Origin of the sequence: Jejuia spongiicola (assembly GCF_023502325.1) — a bacterium.
GTDB lineage: Bacteria > Bacteroidota > Bacteroidia > Flavobacteriales > Flavobacteriaceae > Wocania_A > Wocania_A spongiicola.
Genome location: NZ_JAMFLZ010000002.1, coordinates 734,512 through 752,949, shown reverse-complemented (window position 1 = coordinate 752,949; position 18,438 = coordinate 734,512). Strand labels below are relative to the sequence as shown.

General features: G+C 32.7%; 17 protein-coding genes. 8 read left to right on the top strand and 9 right to left on the bottom strand.

Going from position 1 to position 18,438, the window contains the following annotated elements:
* Positions 1-75 precede the first annotated feature (75 nt).
* From thrS to M3P09_RS07260, 5 genes are all read left to right on the top strand, one after another.
* Positions 76-2,010 carry a threonine--tRNA ligase gene (gene thrS, locus M3P09_RS07280; RefSeq protein WP_249972590.1) on the top strand — a complete coding sequence of 645 codons (1,935 nt, stop codon included), beginning with the start codon at positions 76-78 and terminating at the stop codon, positions 2,008-2,010.
* 32 nt (positions 2,011-2,042) lie between these two features.
* A complete protein-coding gene (gene infC / locus M3P09_RS07275; protein ID WP_199099642.1) occupies positions 2,043-2,588 on the top strand; it encodes a translation initiation factor IF-3 in 546 nt (181 codons plus the stop codon).
* 62 nt (positions 2,589-2,650) lie between these two features.
* Positions 2,651-2,848, top strand: coding sequence for a 50S ribosomal protein L35 (rpmI, locus tag M3P09_RS07270; RefSeq protein ID WP_045468309.1), 198 nt, complete (start codon positions 2,651-2,653; stop codon positions 2,846-2,848).
* A 97-nt stretch (positions 2,849-2,945) separates the two neighbouring features.
* The gene (gene rplT, locus M3P09_RS07265; RefSeq protein WP_099563586.1) at positions 2,946-3,290 is read left to right on the top strand and encodes a 50S ribosomal protein L20; all 345 of its coding nucleotides are present in this window, start codon (positions 2,946-2,948) and stop codon (positions 3,288-3,290) included.
* Between the two features lie 165 nt (positions 3,291-3,455).
* Positions 3,456-6,713 (top strand): amidohydrolase family protein, encoded by a 3,258-nt coding sequence (locus tag M3P09_RS07260; RefSeq protein ID WP_249972589.1) that lies wholly within the window; start codon positions 3,456-3,458, stop codon positions 6,711-6,713.
* Between the two features lie 39 nt (positions 6,714-6,752).
* Here M3P09_RS07260 and M3P09_RS07255 read toward each other — a convergent pair whose 3' ends face one another.
* Together M3P09_RS07255 and M3P09_RS07250 are read right to left on the bottom strand one after the other, a co-directional pair.
* Positions 6,753-7,829 (bottom strand): adenylate/guanylate cyclase domain-containing protein, encoded by a 1,077-nt coding sequence (locus M3P09_RS07255; RefSeq protein ID WP_249972588.1) that lies wholly within the window; start codon positions 7,827-7,829, stop codon positions 6,753-6,755.
* A 13-nt stretch (positions 7,830-7,842) separates the two neighbouring features.
* The gene (locus tag M3P09_RS07250) at positions 7,843-8,265 is read right to left on the bottom strand and encodes a secondary thiamine-phosphate synthase enzyme YjbQ (RefSeq protein WP_249972587.1); all 423 of its coding nucleotides are present in this window, start codon (positions 8,263-8,265) and stop codon (positions 7,843-7,845) included.
* Between the two features lie 102 nt (positions 8,266-8,367).
* Between M3P09_RS07250 and M3P09_RS07245 the strand changes: the two genes are divergently transcribed.
* Complete coding sequence (locus M3P09_RS07245) at positions 8,368-8,805, top strand: hypothetical protein (RefSeq protein WP_099563590.1); 438 nt, start codon at positions 8,368-8,370, stop codon at positions 8,803-8,805.
* Here M3P09_RS07245 and M3P09_RS07240 read toward each other — a convergent pair.
* The 7 genes from M3P09_RS07240 to tgt form a co-directional block, all read right to left on the bottom strand.
* Positions 8,802-9,074: an EF-hand domain-containing protein gene (locus M3P09_RS07240; protein WP_249972586.1), complete on the bottom strand. Its 273-nt coding sequence runs from the start codon at positions 9,072-9,074 to the stop codon at positions 8,802-8,804. The two genes, M3P09_RS07245 and M3P09_RS07240, sit on opposite strands and share 4 nt — an antisense overlap.
* Positions 9,075-9,147: 73 nt before the next feature.
* Positions 9,148-10,332 (bottom strand): asparagine synthetase B, encoded by a 1,185-nt coding sequence (locus tag M3P09_RS07235; protein ID WP_249972599.1) that lies wholly within the window; start codon positions 10,330-10,332, stop codon positions 9,148-9,150.
* Positions 10,333-10,492: 160 nt separating this feature from the next.
* Complete coding sequence (gene dnaB / locus M3P09_RS07230) at positions 10,493-12,034, bottom strand: replicative DNA helicase (protein ID WP_099563593.1); 1,542 nt, start codon at positions 12,032-12,034, stop codon at positions 10,493-10,495.
* A 169-nt stretch (positions 12,035-12,203) separates the two neighbouring features.
* Positions 12,204-13,157 carry an acetyl-CoA carboxylase carboxyltransferase subunit alpha gene (locus M3P09_RS07225; RefSeq protein WP_099563594.1) on the bottom strand — a complete coding sequence of 318 codons (954 nt, stop codon included), beginning with the start codon at positions 13,155-13,157 and terminating at the stop codon, positions 12,204-12,206.
* Between the two features lie 97 nt (positions 13,158-13,254).
* Positions 13,255-14,154 (bottom strand): DMT family transporter, encoded by a 900-nt coding sequence (locus M3P09_RS07220; RefSeq protein WP_249972585.1) that lies wholly within the window; start codon positions 14,152-14,154, stop codon positions 13,255-13,257.
* Positions 14,141-15,217, bottom strand: a complete 1,077-nt coding sequence (locus M3P09_RS07215) for an LptF/LptG family permease (protein WP_249972584.1) — start codon at positions 15,215-15,217, stop codon at positions 14,141-14,143. Before M3P09_RS07215 ends, M3P09_RS07220 begins: the two co-directional genes overlap by 14 nt.
* Before the next feature lie 5 nt (positions 15,218-15,222).
* Positions 15,223-16,353 (bottom strand): tRNA guanosine(34) transglycosylase Tgt, encoded by a 1,131-nt coding sequence (tgt, locus tag M3P09_RS07210; protein ID WP_099563634.1) that lies wholly within the window; start codon positions 16,351-16,353, stop codon positions 15,223-15,225.
* 103 nt (positions 16,354-16,456) lie between these two features.
* Between tgt and M3P09_RS07205 the strand changes: the two genes are divergently transcribed.
* Both M3P09_RS07205 and M3P09_RS07200 read left to right on the top strand, forming a co-directional pair.
* Positions 16,457-17,443, top strand: a complete 987-nt coding sequence (locus M3P09_RS07205; RefSeq protein ID WP_284041133.1) for a transketolase — start codon at positions 16,457-16,459, stop codon at positions 17,441-17,443.
* 19 nt (positions 17,444-17,462) lie between these two features.
* On the top strand, positions 17,463-18,416 hold the full coding sequence (locus M3P09_RS07200; RefSeq protein ID WP_249972582.1) for a transketolase family protein: 954 nt from the start codon (positions 17,463-17,465) through the stop codon (positions 18,414-18,416).
* Positions 18,417-18,438: the final 22 nt, after the last annotated feature.

Sequence of the window (18,438 nt, the reverse complement as noted above, 5' to 3'; positions counted from 1 at the left end):
AAAATTATACCTATATATATATTGTATGTATTTATTTATACTAGTATCTTTGCAAACTGAATTTAATTTATTTTAATGATACATATAACATTACCTGATGGCAGTGTGAAAACGTTTGAAGAAAACGTTACACCAATGGATGTTGCTAAAAGCATAAGTGAGGGGTTTGCGCGAAATGTAATTTCGGCTAATTTTAATAATACTACTATAGAAACCACAACACCTTTAACCACAGATGGCTCTTTAGTTTTATATACTTGGAGAGATGCCGCTGGTAAAACTGCTTTTTGGCATAGTTCTGCTCACGTTTTAGCCCAAGCTATTGAAGAGTTATATGATGGCGCTAAGCTTACAATTGGCCCTGCCATTGAAAACGGATTTTATTATGACGTAGATTTTGGTGAACATACAGTTTCGGAAAAGGATTTTAAAGCTATAGAAACTAAAATGTTAGAAATTGCTCGTGGTAAGCATGATTTTAAAATGCGTTCTGCCACAAAAGCTGAAGCTTTAGCTTTATATAAGGGTAATGAGTTTAAAACTGAATTAATTGAAAACCTTGAAGATGGTACAATTACTTTTTGTGACCACTCTACGTTTACTGATTTGTGCCGTGGTGGGCATATACCAAACACTGGTATTATAAAAGCAGTTAAAGTTTTAAGTGTTGCTGGTGCATATTGGCGTGGTGATGAAAACAAACAGCAATTAACTCGTGTTTATGGTATTTCATTTCCGAAACAAAAGGAACTTACTGAATACTTGGAAATGCTTGAAGAAGCTAAAAAACGAGATCATAGAAAATTAGGAAAAGAGCTTGAACTTTTTACATTTTCACAAAAAGTTGGACAAGGTTTACCTTTATGGCTTCCTAAAGGCGCTGCACTTCGTGAGCGTTTGGAAAACTTTTTAAAAGCTGCGCAAAAAAAAGCTGGATACGAAATGGTAGTGACGCCACATATTGGTCAGAAAGAATTATATGTAACTTCTGGGCATTATGCAAAATATGGTGAAGACAGTTTTCAACCGATTCATACTCCAAAAGAAGATGAAGAGTTTTTATTAAAACCTATGAACTGCCCACATCACTGCGAAATTTACAAAAGCTCACAATGGAGTTATAAAGATTTGCCTAAACGATTTGCAGAATTTGGTACAGTTTATAGATACGAACAAAGTGGTGAATTACATGGATTAACTCGGGTTAGAGGTTTTACACAAGATGACGCTCACTTGTTTTGTACACCTGATCAATTGGATGAAGAATTTAAAAATGTTATTGATTTAGTGCTTTATGTTTTTGGTTCTCTTGGGTTTGAAAATTTTACAGCACAAGTTTCTGTAAGGGATCCAGAAAATCCAGACAAATATATTGGCGATGTTGAGAATTGGGAAAAGGCTGAGCAAGCAATAATTAATGCAGCAAATGATAAAGGTTTGGATTATGTGATTGAAACTGGCGAAGCTGCTTTTTATGGCCCTAAGTTAGATTTTATGGTTAAAGATGCTTTGGGGAGACGTTGGCAATTAGGTACAATACAAGTTGACTATAACTTACCTGAGCGTTTTGAATTAACGTATAAAGGTAGTGACAACGAGCTGCATAGACCAATCATGATACACCGTGCTCCTTTTGGAAGTATGGAACGTTTTGTAGCTTTATTGTTAGAACATACTGGTGGTAATTTTCCGCTTTGGTTAATGCCTACTCAAGCAATTATATTGTCAATTAGCGAGAAATATGAAAAATACTCTGAAAAAGTTTTAAATTTGCTAGAAAATGACGAAATTCGCGCCCTTGTAGACCATAGAAATGAAACTATAGGGAAAAAAATTCGTGAAGCAGAAATGCAAAAACACCCATATATGATTATTATTGGGGAGCAAGAAGAGCAAGAAAGAAAAATAACTGTGCGCAAGCATGGTGGAGAAGATTTAGGAATGATTTCTATTGAAGATTTCTCTGAAATTGTAAAAGAAGAAATAAGTAAAACGTTAAAAACGTTTTAAAAGCAATAAGTTTAATTTAAAAATATAACGCCATAGCAATTAGAAGAAGACAGCAACCCCGAAGGGTTTCACAAGAGGACAAACATAAGATTAACTCTAAGATTACGGCACAAAAAGTGCGTCTTGTTGGAGATAATGTAGAAATTGGTATTTATACTAAAGGTGATGCTATGAGAATAGCAAACGAGCAAGAGTTAGATCTTGTAGAAATTTCGCCAAATGCTGATCCTCCTGTTTGTAAGGTTATGGATTATAAAAAGTTTCTTTACGAGCAAAAGAAACGTGATAAAGCTTTAAAATCTAAAGCTACTAAAGTTATCATAAAAGAAATTCGTTTTGGTCCGAATACTGATGATCATGATTACGATTTTAAAAAGAAACATGCTGAAAAGTTCTTAAAAGAAGGCGCAAAATTAAAAGCTTTTGTATTTTTTAAAGGGCGATCAATAATATTTAAAGAGAAAGGTCAGATTTTGTTACTAAGATTAGCACAAGACCTTGAAGAATATGGTAAAGTTGAGCAAATGCCTCGTTTAGAAGGTAAGCGTATGACCATGTTTATTGCTCCAAAAAAATAAAAATCCCTGATTTTTCAGGATTAAAGATAATTAAGCGAAATAATTAAAAACTAGGAAAAAAAATGCCTAAAATGAAAACAAAATCTAGTGCTAAAAAGCGTTTTAAGCTTACAGGTACTGGTAAAATTAAAAGAAAGCACGCTTTTAAGAGTCATATCTTAACAAAGAAGTCTAAAAAGCGTAAGCTTAAATTAACTCATGATGGTTTAGTACATAAATCAGATGAGGACAATATTAAAACCATGTTACGTTTAAAGTAACAAAAGTTTTAATCGGTTAAAACAAATTACAAACCCTGGAGTTAGGCATTAAAAGAGTCGATTTTTCGTCCGCCTACTACAAAAAACTATTAAAATTATGCCAAGATCAGTAAATTCTGTAGCCAAAAGAGCCAGAAGAAAAAAGGTAATAAAACAAGCAAAAGGTTACTTTGGACGTCGTAAAAACGTTTGGACAGTAGCAAAAAATGCGGTTGATAAAGCGATGCAATACTCGTACAGAGACCGTAGAAACAAAAAAAGAACATTCCGTGCTTTATGGATTACGCGTATTAACGCTGGAGCCAGAGAACATGGTTTATCTTATTCTCAATTTATGGGGAAATTAAAAGCTAATGATATTGAATTAAACCGTAAGGTTTTAGCAGATTTAGCTATGAATAACCCTGAGGCTTTTAAAGCCGTAGTAGAGAAAGTAAAATAAGGCGTTTCGCCTATTGTAAAACATATTATTCGCTTAATAAAAATCCGATTCGAAAGAGTCGGATTTTTTTATTTTATCTTTTTTCAAACCTATGGTTTTCACTGTACTTTATTGTTTATATTTTCTTTTTTATAGCTAACTTTAGGGTTCATTAAAAACTATAACATGAAGCGTATACAATTTATCGCAATCCTTATTTCATTCATCACTCTTAATTCATTTTCTCAAGAAGAAAAAAAAGAAAAACCATGGGATGTTTCTAACCCAGAGGGAAATTGGAGTTTTAAAGAACTAAAATTATCCACTAATGAAGGTACATGGATGAATCTTGATGTAAGTCCAGATGGTAAGACCATCGTTTTTGATTTACTAGGAGATATTTATAAGCTAAATATTGATGGAGGAAAAGCTAAGATTTTAAGAGAAGGGCTTCCTTTTGAAATTCAACCGCGTTTTAGTCCAGATGGAAAACATATATCATTTACTAGTGATGCTGGTGGTGGTGATAATATATGGGTTATGAATAGTGACGGTTCTGACGCTAAACAAATCACAAAGGAAAAATTTAGGTTATTAAATAATGCTATTTGGACACCAGATGGGAATTATTTAATAGCTAGAAAACACTTTACCTCTAGTCGTTCTCTGGGTGCTGGTGAAATGTGGATGTATCATAAAACTGGAGGTAGCGGAATTCAGCTTACAAAAAAGAAAAATGATCAGCAAGATGTTAATGAACCAACTCTATCTCCAGATGGGAGGTATTTATACTATAGCGAAGATGTATACCCTGGTGGTTTTTTTCAATACAATAAAAACCCTAATAGCCAAATTTACGCTATCAACCGTTATGATATGACAACTGGGAAAACGATTAGAATTACTGGTGGTCCAGGAGGTGCAGCGCGCCCTCAAATTTCTAGAGATGGAAAAAAACTAGCTTTTGTAAAACGTGTGCGCACTAAATCTGTATTATATATACATGATTTAGAAACAGGTGAAGAGTGGCCAATCTATGACCAACTTAATAAAGATCAACAAGAAGCTTGGGCCATTTTTGGTGTTTATACCAATTTCAACTGGATGCCTAATGATGAAGATATAATTATTTGGTCTGGTGGAAAAATCAATAAGATTAATATCAATTCTCTTAAAGTTACAGATATTCCATTTCAAGTTAATGCCACAATTAAAATTGCGAAAGCCATTGAATTTGATACCTCTGTTTCTCCAGATACATTTGATGCCAAAGTAATTCGTCATGCAACTACTTCTCCTGATGGTAAATCAATTGCTTTTAACGCATTGGGTTATTTATATATACAAAAATTACCTAACGGAAAAGCAAAGCGTTTGACCTCAGGAATCGATTTTGAATTTGAACCTACCTTCTCTCCAGATGGAAATACAATAACTTATGTTACATGGAACGATGAGAACTTAGGTGCCTTATACTCAATTCCAACAAATGGTGGAACTCCAACAAAATTATCTTCGGAAAAAGGGATATACAGAAATCCTTCTTATTCACATAATGGAAGTCATATTGTTTATCGAAAAGAAGGAGGTAATAATGAACAAGGAAGAACTTTTACAAAGAAAGCTGGATTATATCTTATGAATTCAGATGGGTCAAATCCAAAACGTATATCTAAAGAAGGAGATTATCCAGTCTTTAATAAAGATAACACAAGAGTTATTTATCAAAAAGGGGGACAGTTTTTTGGAGCTTTAACTAAAGAATTGAAAAGTGTAGACCTAAATGGCTTTGACGAACGTATTCACGTAAAATCTAAGCACGGAAATATTTTAGCACCTAGTCCTAACGGTAGTTGGATCGCTTTTGTTCATTTACATAAAGTATACATATCTCCAATGCCTAAAGCTGGTAAAACTTTAGATTTAACAGATAAAAGTAAGTTTGTTCCTGTTACAAAATTGTCAAAAGATGCTGGTATCAATTTACATTGGTCAAAGGACAGTAATCAGTTACATTGGACACTTGGAAACCAATATTATTCTACCTCTATTTCAGAAGATATAAAACTTATTGAAAAAGGAATTAAAATAAATTTAGAGGTGAAAACAGATAAACCTCAAGGTAAAATTGCATTAAAAGGCGCTCGAATTATTACTATGGAAGGTGATGAAGTTATAGAAAAAGGAACAATAATTATTAACAACAATCAAATAGAAGCCATAGGAAATATTTCCGATGTTTCCATTCCTTCAGGTGTTAAAGTTTATGATGTTACTGGCAAAACAATCATGCCAGGAATTGTAGATGCACACGCTCATATTGGCGGTTTCCGTTATGGATTAACCACACAAAAGCATTGGCAATTTTATGCAAATTTAGCCTATGGTGTAACAACAGCTCACGATCCATCTGCTCATTCTGAAACAGTTTTCGCACTTTCAGAATTACAAAAAAACGGAACTCTTGTTGGACCTCGCCTCTACTCTACTGGATTTATTCTATATGGAGCTGATGGGGATTTTAAAGCTGTAATTAATAATCTTGAAGATGCTCGTTCGTCAATTAGAAGAACAAAAGCTTTTGGAGCATTGTCCGTTAAGAGCTATAATCAACCACGACGTGAACAACGTCAACAAGTATTACAGGCCGCAAGAGAAGAAGGGATTTTTGTTGTACCTGAAGGCGGATCTACCTTCTATCACAATATTACAATGGTTATGGATGGGCATACTGGTGTTGAACATAACATCCCAGTTGCTCCTATCTATAAAGATGTGCTTGAACTTTGGGGAAATAGTAATGTTGGTTATACTCCTACCCTTATTGTAAATTATGGTGGCATGAATGGAGAAATGTTTTGGTATCAAAATACGAATGTTTGGGAAAATGAAAAGCTTTTAAAATACACCCCAAGAGGTATTATTGATTCACGGTCAAGGCATCGTATTATGATTCCAAATGAAGAATATGAAAATGGCCATATATTAGTATCTAAAACTTGTAAAGCTCTTAGCGATGCTGGGGTTAAAGTAAATCTTGGTGCTCATGGACAGTTACAAGGGCTTGGAGCTCATTGGGAGCTATGGTTACTTCAGCAAGGCGGAATGTCAAACCACGAAGCTTTGAAGGCGGCTACAATTAATGGTGCCAATTACATTGGAGCTGCTAATGATATTGGCTCTCTTAAAAAAGGTAAGCTAGCAGATTTAATTGTGATGGATAAAAACCCGTTAGACGATATTAGAAATTCTGAAAGCATTATTTATACTATGGTTAATGGACGCATGTATGACACAGAAACGATGAACGAAATTGGAAACGAACCAAAAGAGCGCACAAAATTTTATTGGGAAAACTCCAAATATAACCAAGCATTTCCTTGGCATGAAGAAACACAAAGTTTCACTCGCAGCGCTTGTGGTTGTCATGTAGGATCTCATTGAAACTAAAAAATCCGACTCAATTAAGTCGGATTTTTTAGTTTAAGTTATTTCTCTGGTAACAGAATAGATTTTAAGTTTTTCTTCTCTTCCTTTTAACTCTGTATCTCCTATTAGTAAGGCTTTATATTTTAATGCTATTAAAGACCTATCCAATAAAGGCTGAGATACTAATAATTCTGAGTTAAACTTATTACATAATCCTTGAATTCTAGATGCTGTATTAATAACATCTCCATGATATGCTAGCTCTTTTTTAATTGTGCCCACCTCAGCTATCATTAATTTACCACAATGTAACCCTGCTTTAAATTTTGGCTCATAGTTATATCTCTGGAGATAATATTTTTGTCTACTATTTAGTTTATCAAGAAATGCAAAAAATAAATTAACACAATTATTTTTCCGGAACCCTTTTTTAGTATTCCAGCTAATTACCGCTTCATCGCCTACGTATTGATAGATATCAGCTTCATAAGCTCTTAAAACACTATTTAAATCGCTAAAACAATCTTGAATAAACCTACTATAAGCTTCATGCCCTAAATGTTCCGCAATCTTGGTAGAATCCTTAAGATCTACAAACATTAAAATACGTTCTTCTTCTTTAGGCTTTTTATATTTTCCTAATAACATATTTAAAAAAACTCCAGGCCCAAATTTATCATTTGAGATTTTTATTAGAGAAAAAATAATAGATGATACTATAAAATATAATATAGTATTCCAAAAAAATGGATCATTATGCCACCAACCACGATCGTTAGGTAAATCAATATCTATTTGTTCTTCTATAAAAACAGAAAACACACTAAGAACAATGATAATGAGAATAAAATAAATTAAAGATTTAATAATTATATTTACACCCAACACAAGTTTTTCTCTAAAGAATTTGTCAAATAAAAATTCAATTATCGCATAAAATATACCTATTGTAAATCCTAATATAAGTGCAAATTGATAAAACTCTGAAACTGGAAGGTACAATGTCTCATCAGTATAAACCTCTAGCTCCTTCTCTAAACCGTTGTATTTCAAAAAAATAAAAAGAAAAAAAGCTAACGTCCAAAATATTATAGATTGGAGAAGAGAAATTATAAATTTTTTTAAACGCATTTAATCATATATTTTAATTACCGAATATAGTAATAACAATTTTTCTTGAACCACCACTGTTTCTATGTTCACATAAATAAACCCCTTGCCAGGTTCCCAAATTAAGCTTTCCATTAGTTATTGGTATTTGAACAGATGCCCCCAAAATCGATGCTTTAATATGTGCTGGCATATCGTCTGACCCTTCATAAGTATGTTTATAGTATGGTGCATTTTCAGGAACCATTTTATTAAAATGACTTTCAAAGTCAGTCCTCACCGTATAATCAGCATCTTCATTTATGGTTAAACTAGCAGACGTGTGCTTAATAAAAATTTGTGTTTGGCCAATTTTAATTTGGCTAATTTCTGGAACTGCATTTAAAATTTCATTAGTAATTAAATGAAAGCCTCTAGAAAATGGTTCTAATGGTATTTCCCTTTGAAAAAATGTCATTTTATATTTTTGTCCAAAAATAATCAAAGTAATTTATCATTTATAAACGCAACCTTTTTTAAATTTGTTCATCTATAATGTATAACCAAAATATAATAAATAATGAAAAAGGTTGTAATAATAGCTTTAAGTTGCTTCTTTGTTTTATCAAATTGTTCAGTAAATGATTCAAACCCAACTACACCTCAAAAAGTAAGATATTTGTGGCATTTAGTTGCTGTAACTGGAGGAGTAGCTGGTATAGATGAACAATTTAGTCTTAATACTATTGTATGGTCTTTTGATGATGCTACCAAAACACTAGTTGTAGATAATAAAAATACTGATGATACTATTGAAGATGGTTTAGATTCTGGATCTTATGGGTACACTGTTGCAGATATAGATGGCAATACGTATCTTTCAATAGAAGGTAATGAATATGGGAGTTTTGAAATTTCTCAAAATATATTAACCATAAATCAAAATTTAAAGTCTACAGGTAGTGGAACAGATGGTTTTATTTATACATATCAAGTTGAAGCAGTTGCAGTAGATTAACCTTTGTTTATCTCATCAACTGCAGCTTTAAATTCTTTCCAGTTTATATAACCGTCATCATCTTTATCATATCCTTCAATAAGTTTAGAGGACACTATGCTTCTAATAAAACCACTTATTTCAGCTTCTTTTAATAGCTTAACAATTTCTTTTTTTGAAAGCTTTCCATTTCCGCTTTTATCAAAAAAATTAAAAGCATCTTCTGGAGTATCAAAATGATTGGTTATTACTATTTGAATTTTCTTAAGTATTTTCTTTTTAGAAGCCATAAATTAAATTTAGATTCAAGTAGTAATTTACAAAAATTAAATTTTACTTCTAAAAAGGTGCTGTACAAAGTAATTACGTTTTCTGTTTTTTCTTTCTGGCTGCTGGAAACAACACATTATTTAAAATAAGCCGATAACCAGGTGATGTTGGATGCAAATCTAATTCGGTTTTTGCATCTCCAACTCTATGCTGGTAATCTTCAGGATCATGCCCACCATAAAAAGTAAAAAATCCTTTTCCTTTAATTCCATGAATATATTTAGCTTCTCCATTTGATTTATTTTCCCCCATTACCAACACATTAGACTTTATTTCGTCTCTTGTAAATGAAGTTGTTTGCCCCATAAAGCCTTTTACTAAAGCTGTATGATTTTGGCATAACATAGTTGGAATTGGGTCCCATTTAGCAGAAAACTCCATAAGCGAGAAATAATCTACCGTTTTAGGTATCATTCGTTTTCTAGTCATATCGATAGAAGAAAACTCATAAATAGTTGGGCTTCTTTCCAAAGTATAATTTGTAAAAGCAAAAGTTTTATTATAATCTATTTTGTTTTGATATCCTGGTATACTCCCATCTCCATCAAACATAGGCTCACAAATATCTATCCCTTCTGCAGATAATGCTATATCAAAACTATCAGTTGCACTACACATGGCAAACATAAAACCTCCTCCAACTACATAGTTCCTAATTTTTAGAGCTACATCTAGTTTTTCTTCAGAAACTTTGGCATAACCCAGTTTATTGGCTAAAGCTTCTGCATCTTTTTTTTCTTTAATATACCAGTTTGCTGCTCTATAAGCTCCATAAAATTTACCAAACTGTCCTGTGAAATCTTCGTGATGTAAATGCAACCAATCAAAAAGTAACAAACCATCGTTTAAAACTTCTTCATCATAAACTGTCTCATAAGGAATCTCAGCATAACTAAGCACCATAGTAACCGCATCGTCCCAAGGTTGTTTTCCGTAAGGTGTATAAACTGCAATTTTTGGAGCTTTTTCCAAAACTACAGCTTCCATATTTTGACTTGGACTACTTATGTCTTCTAATATACTTTCTGCTTTAGAATTGGAAATAACTTCAAAAGAAACACCTCGTATTTGACATTCTCGTTGAATCTCTTCTGTATCAGGCAATAAAAATGAACCGCCACGATAGTTAAGTAGCCATTTAACTTTTAACTGTTTGTCAAGAGTCCAGTAAGTTATACCATAAGCTTTTAAATGATTTTTTTGACTCTCTGCATCCATAGGGATAAGGATGTAGGACGCATAGGTTTTTAATCCTAAAAATATGAATAGTAATGTGATAAATATCTTTTTCAATATGAGGCTAAATAAACTCTATTATTTACACCGAAAGATACTTAAAAATTTTTCCTTAAAAAACGATTTAACAGAAGATTAGTTCTTAAAACGGAACATCGTTTTCTTCATCATCATTAAAAGAACTTCCAAAAGCCTGGTCAGGACTAGCTTTATAATTATCAGCTTTAAATGTGTCGTCGTTTGCAGCGGCATTCATTTTAGAATGAAATTCGAAAGGCGAATCAAAATCATCTAAATTATCGAACTTACCTAAATGCCCAACAAACTTTAAACGAATATTTTCTAAACCACCATTACGATGTTTTGCAATAATAAACTCTGCCTGCCCTTCTGTTGGTGAACGCTCATCATCATCCCATTCATCAATTTTATAATATTCTGGACGATAAATGAAACTTACAATATCTGCATCTTGCTCAATCGCACCAGATTCACGCAAATCTGATAATAACGGACGTTTACTACCTCCACGGGTCTCAACGGCACGCGATAGTTGCGATAAAGCTATTACAGGAACATTCAACTCTTTAGCTAAGGCTTTTAGGTTTCGAGAAATCATTGATATTTCTTGTTCTCTATTACCTCCATGGCTACTTCCTCCTGTCATCAGCTGCAAATAATCAATCATGATAAGTTTTATACCATGTTGTGATGATAATCGCCTTGCTTTGGCTCGTAAATCGAAAATAGATAGTGATGGTGTATCATCAATAAACAATGGCGCTTTTTCTAACCCCTTAACTTTCACATTAAGCTGTTCCCATTCATGCTTTTCAAGTTTTCCTGTACGTAACTTTTCAGAAGACAAGCCTGTTTCACTAGAAATTAAACGAGTAATTAACTGCACCGATGCCATCTCTAAAGAGAAAAAAGCTACTGGAATATTTTGATCTACGGCAATATTTCTTGCCATAGATAATGTTAAAGCCGTTTTACCCATACCTGGACGTGCTGCAACAATAATTAAATCGGATGGTTGCCAACCCGATGTTAACTTATCAAGCTTATTAAAACCAGTCGGTATTCCACTAAGTCCTTCCTTATTAGAAATTTCTTCTATTTTCTTTTTAGCTTGAATAACTAAATCTTGTGCCGTTTCACTTGACTTTTTAATATTACCTTGGGTAACTTCGTACAATTTAGCTTCGGCTTTATCTAATAAATCAAAAACATCTTTGGTTTCATCGTAAGATTCTTCAATAATTTCGCTAGAAATTTTTATTAAACTACGCTGAATAAATTTTTGTAAAATAATACGGGCATGAAACTCAATATGTGCAGAAGATGACACTTTTTGAGTTAACGAAATCAAATAAAAATCACCTCCAGATAACTCAAGCTTTGAGTTTTTCTTTAATTGCGTTGAAACGGTTAATAAGTCAACTGGTTCACTGTTTTCGAATAACTGAAAAATAGCTTCAAAAATATGCTGATGTGCTTCTTTATAAAATGCTTCAGAGCTTAAAATATCGATAACCTCATCAACTCCTTTTTTATCAATCATCATTGCCCCCAATACAACCTCCTCTAAATCAAGTGCTTGAGGTGGTATTTTTCCTTTTTCAAGACTAATTATAGTACTTTTATCTACTTTATATCCTTGAATTTGGTTAGGTTGTTTCATAACTACGAAAGTAATTAAATTGCTTGTGTTTTATTAAATAAATTGAATCTGTATTGTTAACCTGTCGTTAACAATTTAACTGTTAATAACTTACAAATATTGTCAATAACCATAAAAAAAATCTGAAGTAGTGAACTCCAGATTTTACTATGCAATGATTTTTAAAGGGTTATCCTTTATAAACTCCCATCTGAGCATATTTATCCATACGCTGAGATACCAAATCTTTTGGTGATAAGTTTTTAAGTGCTTCAAAAGTTTTTAAAATAGCGGTACTAACCGAAGTAAAAGTTTTCTCTCTATCTCTATGAGCCCCACCTAGTGGTTCTTTAATAATTTCGTCGACAATCTTTAATTTTTTCATATCTGATGCAGTAAGCTTTAATGCCTCAGCAGCAGTTTCTTTATGTTCCCAACTGCGCCAAAGAATAGAAGAGCATGATTCTGGAGATATTACTGAATACCATGTGTTTTCTAACATAAGCACCTTATCTCCAACTCCTATACCTAATGCTCCACCAGAAGCTCCTTCTCCAACAACAATAGTTATAATTGGAACTTTTAAACGAGTCATTTCTAAAATATTTCTAGCAATAGCTTCCCCTTGCCCGCGTTCTTCAGCTTCTAACCCTGGATAAGCTCCAGGAGTATCTAAAAGCGTTACCACTGGGATTCCAAATTTTTCAGCAGATTTCATTAAGCGTAATGCTTTACGATATCCTTCTGGGTTTGCCATTCCAAAATTACGGTATTGGCGTGTTTTTGTATTGAATCCTTTCTGCTGGCCAATGAACATAAAGCTTTGGTTTCCTATTTTACCTAAACCTCCTATCATGGCTTTATCATCTTTAAAGCTTCTATCTCCATGAAGCTCTAAAAATGTATTTCCACAAATAGCATTTATATAATCTAAGGTGTATGGCCTATTAGGGTGACGTGATAACTGCACGCGTTGCCAAGGCGTAATATTTTTATAAATGTCTTTTTGGGTAGCTTTTAGTTTCTTTTCTATTTGCGCACAAGTTTCGGTTACATCAACTTCACTTTCTTCTCCAATTACTTTACATTTTTGTAACTGATCTTCTAGATCTTTTATTGGTAGTTCAAATTCTAAGTACTCCATAAGAATTTTAGTTTCATTTTAGTTAGCGTACAAAATTACATATTTTATTTTGTTTTAAAATTAGAAACAAAACGAAATAAAATTAATTCTTAATAAATCAATCTGTCTGTTTGCTTTTTAATGTTCTAATATTTTTTAAAATTGCATTCAACATTACTGTTGCTATAATAATAATTGCACCATAATAAAATTCTGGTGTCATTTTCTCTTTCTCAGGAAAAACTAATATCGCCAATAAAATACCGTAAATAGGTTCCAAGTTATAGGTTAAAATTACTGTATATGGGCTAATAAGTTTCATGACATAAACTGATGCGATAAAAGCATAAGCAGTACAAATTGAAGCCAAAATAAAAAGGTAACCAAAATCTGAAGGTATAAGATTAAAAAAATCAACAGAAAATCCACTACCAAATAGTTGTATATAAATAGATATAAATATTACTCCACTAATAAATTCATAGAATGAAATAACTGTAGCTGTATGTTGTTTTAAAAAATCGCCATTTAGTACTGCAAATAATGATGAAAGAAACGCAGATGTTATCCCTAAAATTATACCATTTAAATATTTAATTTCACTTTGAGTGATTACAAAAACGCCTATTATTACTATAATTCCGAATAGAATTTCGTACCAAACAACTGCTCTTTTATATATAATAGGCTCTATGAAAGATGCAAAAAAAGCACCTGTTGAAAACATAGCTAGTGTAATTGAAATGTTTGACTCGTCAATAGCTCCAAAAAACGTAATCCAATGCAAGGCAATTATGATTCCTGCAAACGAAAATTTGACAATTGATTTTATAGAAACTCTTAATTTAACCTTTGCTATTTTAATATAAACTAACATTAAAATGGAAGCCATTACCATTCTAAACCAAACTAGAGGAATTGCACTTATAGTAATTAATTCGCCTAATACACCGGTAAAACCTGCAATAAAAACTAAAAAATGAAGATGAAAATAATTTTGGAGTTTAGCGTTTGGCATTACGTAAAAGATATGCTGCTAAAATACCAAAAATGATATTAGGAAACCATACAGCAACTAAGGGTGAAAAGTCTGACTGTTCTGCCATAACCCCAAAAATTTTATCAAAAAACACAAAAACCATTGCTATACATATACCTACGGCTAAATTAACTCCCATACCGCCACGCCTTTTCATTGACGATACTGCAACAGCAATAATAGTTAAAATAAATACTGAAACTGGTAAGCTCCATTTTCTATAAAGTACTAGCTGATAACGCCCTATATTTGATGAACCTCGCTTTTCTTCTTTATCAATAAAATCTCTTAACTCTTTGTAAGGCAGAGTTTCTGCTATGTAAATAACAGGTGTTAAATCTTCAATATCAAAAGCAAATAATGTATCTTTTATTGGAGCTCTTTCAATAATATCATCAAATTCACCAATAGTGCGTTTTACATAATTTCTTAATTGGTAAGTTGAGTCTTTTTCTACATACTTAATACTAGTTGCATTTATTTTGTGCGTTAGTTTATTTTCTTCAATATGCTCTAAAGTAAAATTACTACCTGTTTTGTTTTTAAGATTGAAGCTACTTACATAAATAAAGTCGTTATCATTTATCTGTCTAAAAACATTTGTATTTTCTGCTACCGGTCTACCTCTATTTAAATATTTATATTTAAAATCGTTAAAACCTTGACTGGCTTTTGGTGTCAAATACAAACCTAGAACCAATGAAAAAATCGCAATCGCAGTTGCTCCAATTAAATATGGTTTTAAAAACCTTGTAAAAGATACACCAGAGCTTAAAAACGCAACAATCTCAGTGTTGTTAGCCAGTTTAGAAGTAAACCAAATTACTGATATAAATAAAAATAGCGGAAATAATAAATAAGTAAAATAGATTGTAAAATCTAATAAGTACACCATTACTGCATTAAAAGGCACTTCGTTTTCTAGAATCTTTCCAATTTTTTCAGCTAAATGCACTGTTATCATAATTGGAATAAACAATAATAACAACATAAAAAATGTAATCAAATAACGCTTCAGTATGTACCAATCTAATATTTTCATTTATATTATAAGCGGTTATTCATTTGTTTTACCATTTTATCTTTCCAAATTCCAAAATCTCCTGCTAATATATGTTTTCTTGCTTCTCGAACCAACCATAAATAAAACCCTAAATTATGAATTGTAGCTATTTGCTTCCCTAACAACTCATTAACAGTAAATAAATGTCTTAAATATGCTTTGCTATATTCTGTGTCTACAAATGTAATTCCCATTTCATCTATTGGAGAAAAATCGTCAGCCCATTTTAAATTTTTAATATTTATGGTACCATGAGCCGTAAACAACATCCCATTTCTTGCATTACGTGTAGGCATAACACAATCAAACATGTCTACACCTAACGCTATATTTTCTAAAATATTGATTGGCGTACCAACCCCCATTAAATACCTTGGCTTATCTTCAGGCAAAATGCTACAAACCACATCTGTCATTGCATACATTTCTTCTGCTGGTTCTCCAACAGATAATCCTCCAATAGCATTACCTACAGCACCAGAATTAGCAATATACTCAGCCGATTGCATACGTAAATCTTTATATGTACTACCTTGAACAATAGGGAAAAATGCTTGACTATAATCGTATTTTAAAGGTGTCTTTTCTAAATGATTAATACAACGGTCTAACCAACGATGTGTCATATGCATAGATCGTTTTGCATAATTGTAATCGCAAGGATATGGTGTACATTCATCAAAAGCCATAATAATGTCGGCACCTATGGTACGTTGAATTTCCATTACATTTTCTGGTGTGAATGTATGATAACTCCCGTCAATATGACTTTTAAACTTTACGCCTTCTTCCTTAATTTTTCTATTAGCAGATAAAGAGTATACTTGATAACCACCCGAATCGGTTAAAATACTTCTATCCCAATTCATAAACTTGTGTAATCCACCTGCTTTTTCAAGAATATGGGTTTGGGGACGTAAATACAAATGGTAGGTATTACCAAGAATTATATCTGGGTTAATTTCCTCTTTCAACTCGCGTTGGTGCACGCCTTTTACAGTAGCTACGGTACCAACTGGCATAAAAATAGGTGTTTCAATAACACCATGATCTGTTGTAACTTCTCCTGCTCTAGCTTTACTTTGCGAGTCTTTGGCTTTTAATTCAAATGTCATAATCAAAAATCTGTCGTCGGCAAAGATAATTAACAAAACGGCTTCAACTCTTAAACATTTAATAAATTTTACACCTATAAAGCACCATTTCCGAAGAGTAAAAATGTTATTTATAGTGAATTTTAAAATAAATTTTTCAATTGTTAGCAAATCATCATGTTTCGTTAATAAATGCATCATTTCAATTTTGCTAAGGCTATTTAAAAGATTATTTTTACCGCGCAAAAAAACTAATAATTTAAACATGCCAAACACACAACAATTAGAAGATTTAACAACACAAGTTCGTAGAGATATTTTGCGAATGGTACATAAGGTAAATTCTGGTCATCCAGGAGGTTCATTAGGATGTGCTGAATTTTTTGTAGCACTTTATAGTGAAATTATGGATAGAAAAGACCATTTTGACATGGATGGCATAGGTGAAGACCTTTTCTTTTTATCTAACGGGCATATCTCACCAGTTTACTATAGTGTGTTAGCTCGAACCGGTTATTTTTCAGTAGATGAATTAAATACGTTTCGATTAATTAATTCGCGTTTACAAGGGCATCCTACTACCCATGAAGGATTAGAAGGTATTCGCATAGCTTCTGGATCTTTAGGTCAAGGTATGAGTGTTGCTTTAGGAGCTGCTGAAGCTAAAAAACTAAATGGCGATAATCATTTAGTATATTCTTTACATGGTGATGGCGAATTACAAGAAGGACAGAATTGGGAAGCTATTATGTATGCATCTGCAAAGAACGTTGATAACCTAATTGCTACTATTGATTTAAACGGAAAGCAAATTGATGGTGCTACTGACGATGTTTTGCCAATGGGAAGCATTAAAGCCAAATTTGAGGCCTTTGGTTGGACAGTAATTGAAATTGAAGAAGGAAATAACATAGAAGCTGTTTTAAAAGGAATGGCTGAAGCAAATGCTGAAACGGGAAAAGGAAAACCTGTATGTGTTTTACTAACAACAATGATGGGCAATGGTATTGATTTTATGATGCACACTCATGCGTGGCATGGCAAAGCTCCTAACGATGAACAATTGGCAATTGGATTAGCACAAAACCCAGAAACTTTAGGAGATTATTAACCATCAATCAAAAGAAAAAATGAAAACATATACATACACAGAAAAAAAAGATACACGAAGCGGTTTTGGTGCTGGATTAACCGAGCTTGGTAGAACCAACCCAAATGTTGTAGCACTTTGTGCTGATTTAATCGGGTCTTTAAAAATGGATCAATTCATTAAAGAAAACCCAGAACGCTTCTTTCAAATTGGTATTGCCGAAGCTAACATGATGGGTATTGCAGCTGGTTTAACTATAGGTGGAAAAATACCTTTTACAGGAACCTTTGCAAACTTTTCTACAGGTCGTGTTTATGATCAAATACGTCAATCAATTGCTTATTCAGGTAAAAATGTAAAAATTTGTGCATCGCATGCTGGTTTAACTTTGGGTGAAGATGGTGCAACACACCAAATTCTTGAAGACATTGGTTTGATGAAAATGCTTCCAGGGATGACTGTAATTAACACTTGTGATTACAATCAGACTAAAGCTGCAACTATTGCCATAGCTGAACACAACGGGCCAGTATATTTACGTTTTGGAAGACCAGCTGTTCCTATTTTTACACCCGAGGATCAAAAATTTGAAATTGGAAAAGCGATAAAACTTACTGAAGGTACAGATGTAACTATAGTAGCTACAGGGCATTTAGTATGGGAAGCTTTAGAAGCATCTAAAGCTCTGTATGAACAGGGAATTTCTGCTGAAGTGATAAATATCCATACTATCAAACCTTTAGATGAAAAGGCCATTTTAGATTCAGTATCAAAAACGGGTTGTATAGTAACTGCTGAAGAGCATAACTTTTTGGGAGGTTTAGGAGAAAGTGTTTCAAGAACATTAGCGTTACACAAACCAACTCCACAAGAGTTTGTTGCCACTAATGATACTTTTGGAGAATCAGGTACACCTGCTCAACTTATGGAAAAATATGGTTTAAACAGTGCATCAATTGTTGAAAAAGTACAAGCTGCGATTAAAAGAAAATAATCGATACATTAATATAAAAAAG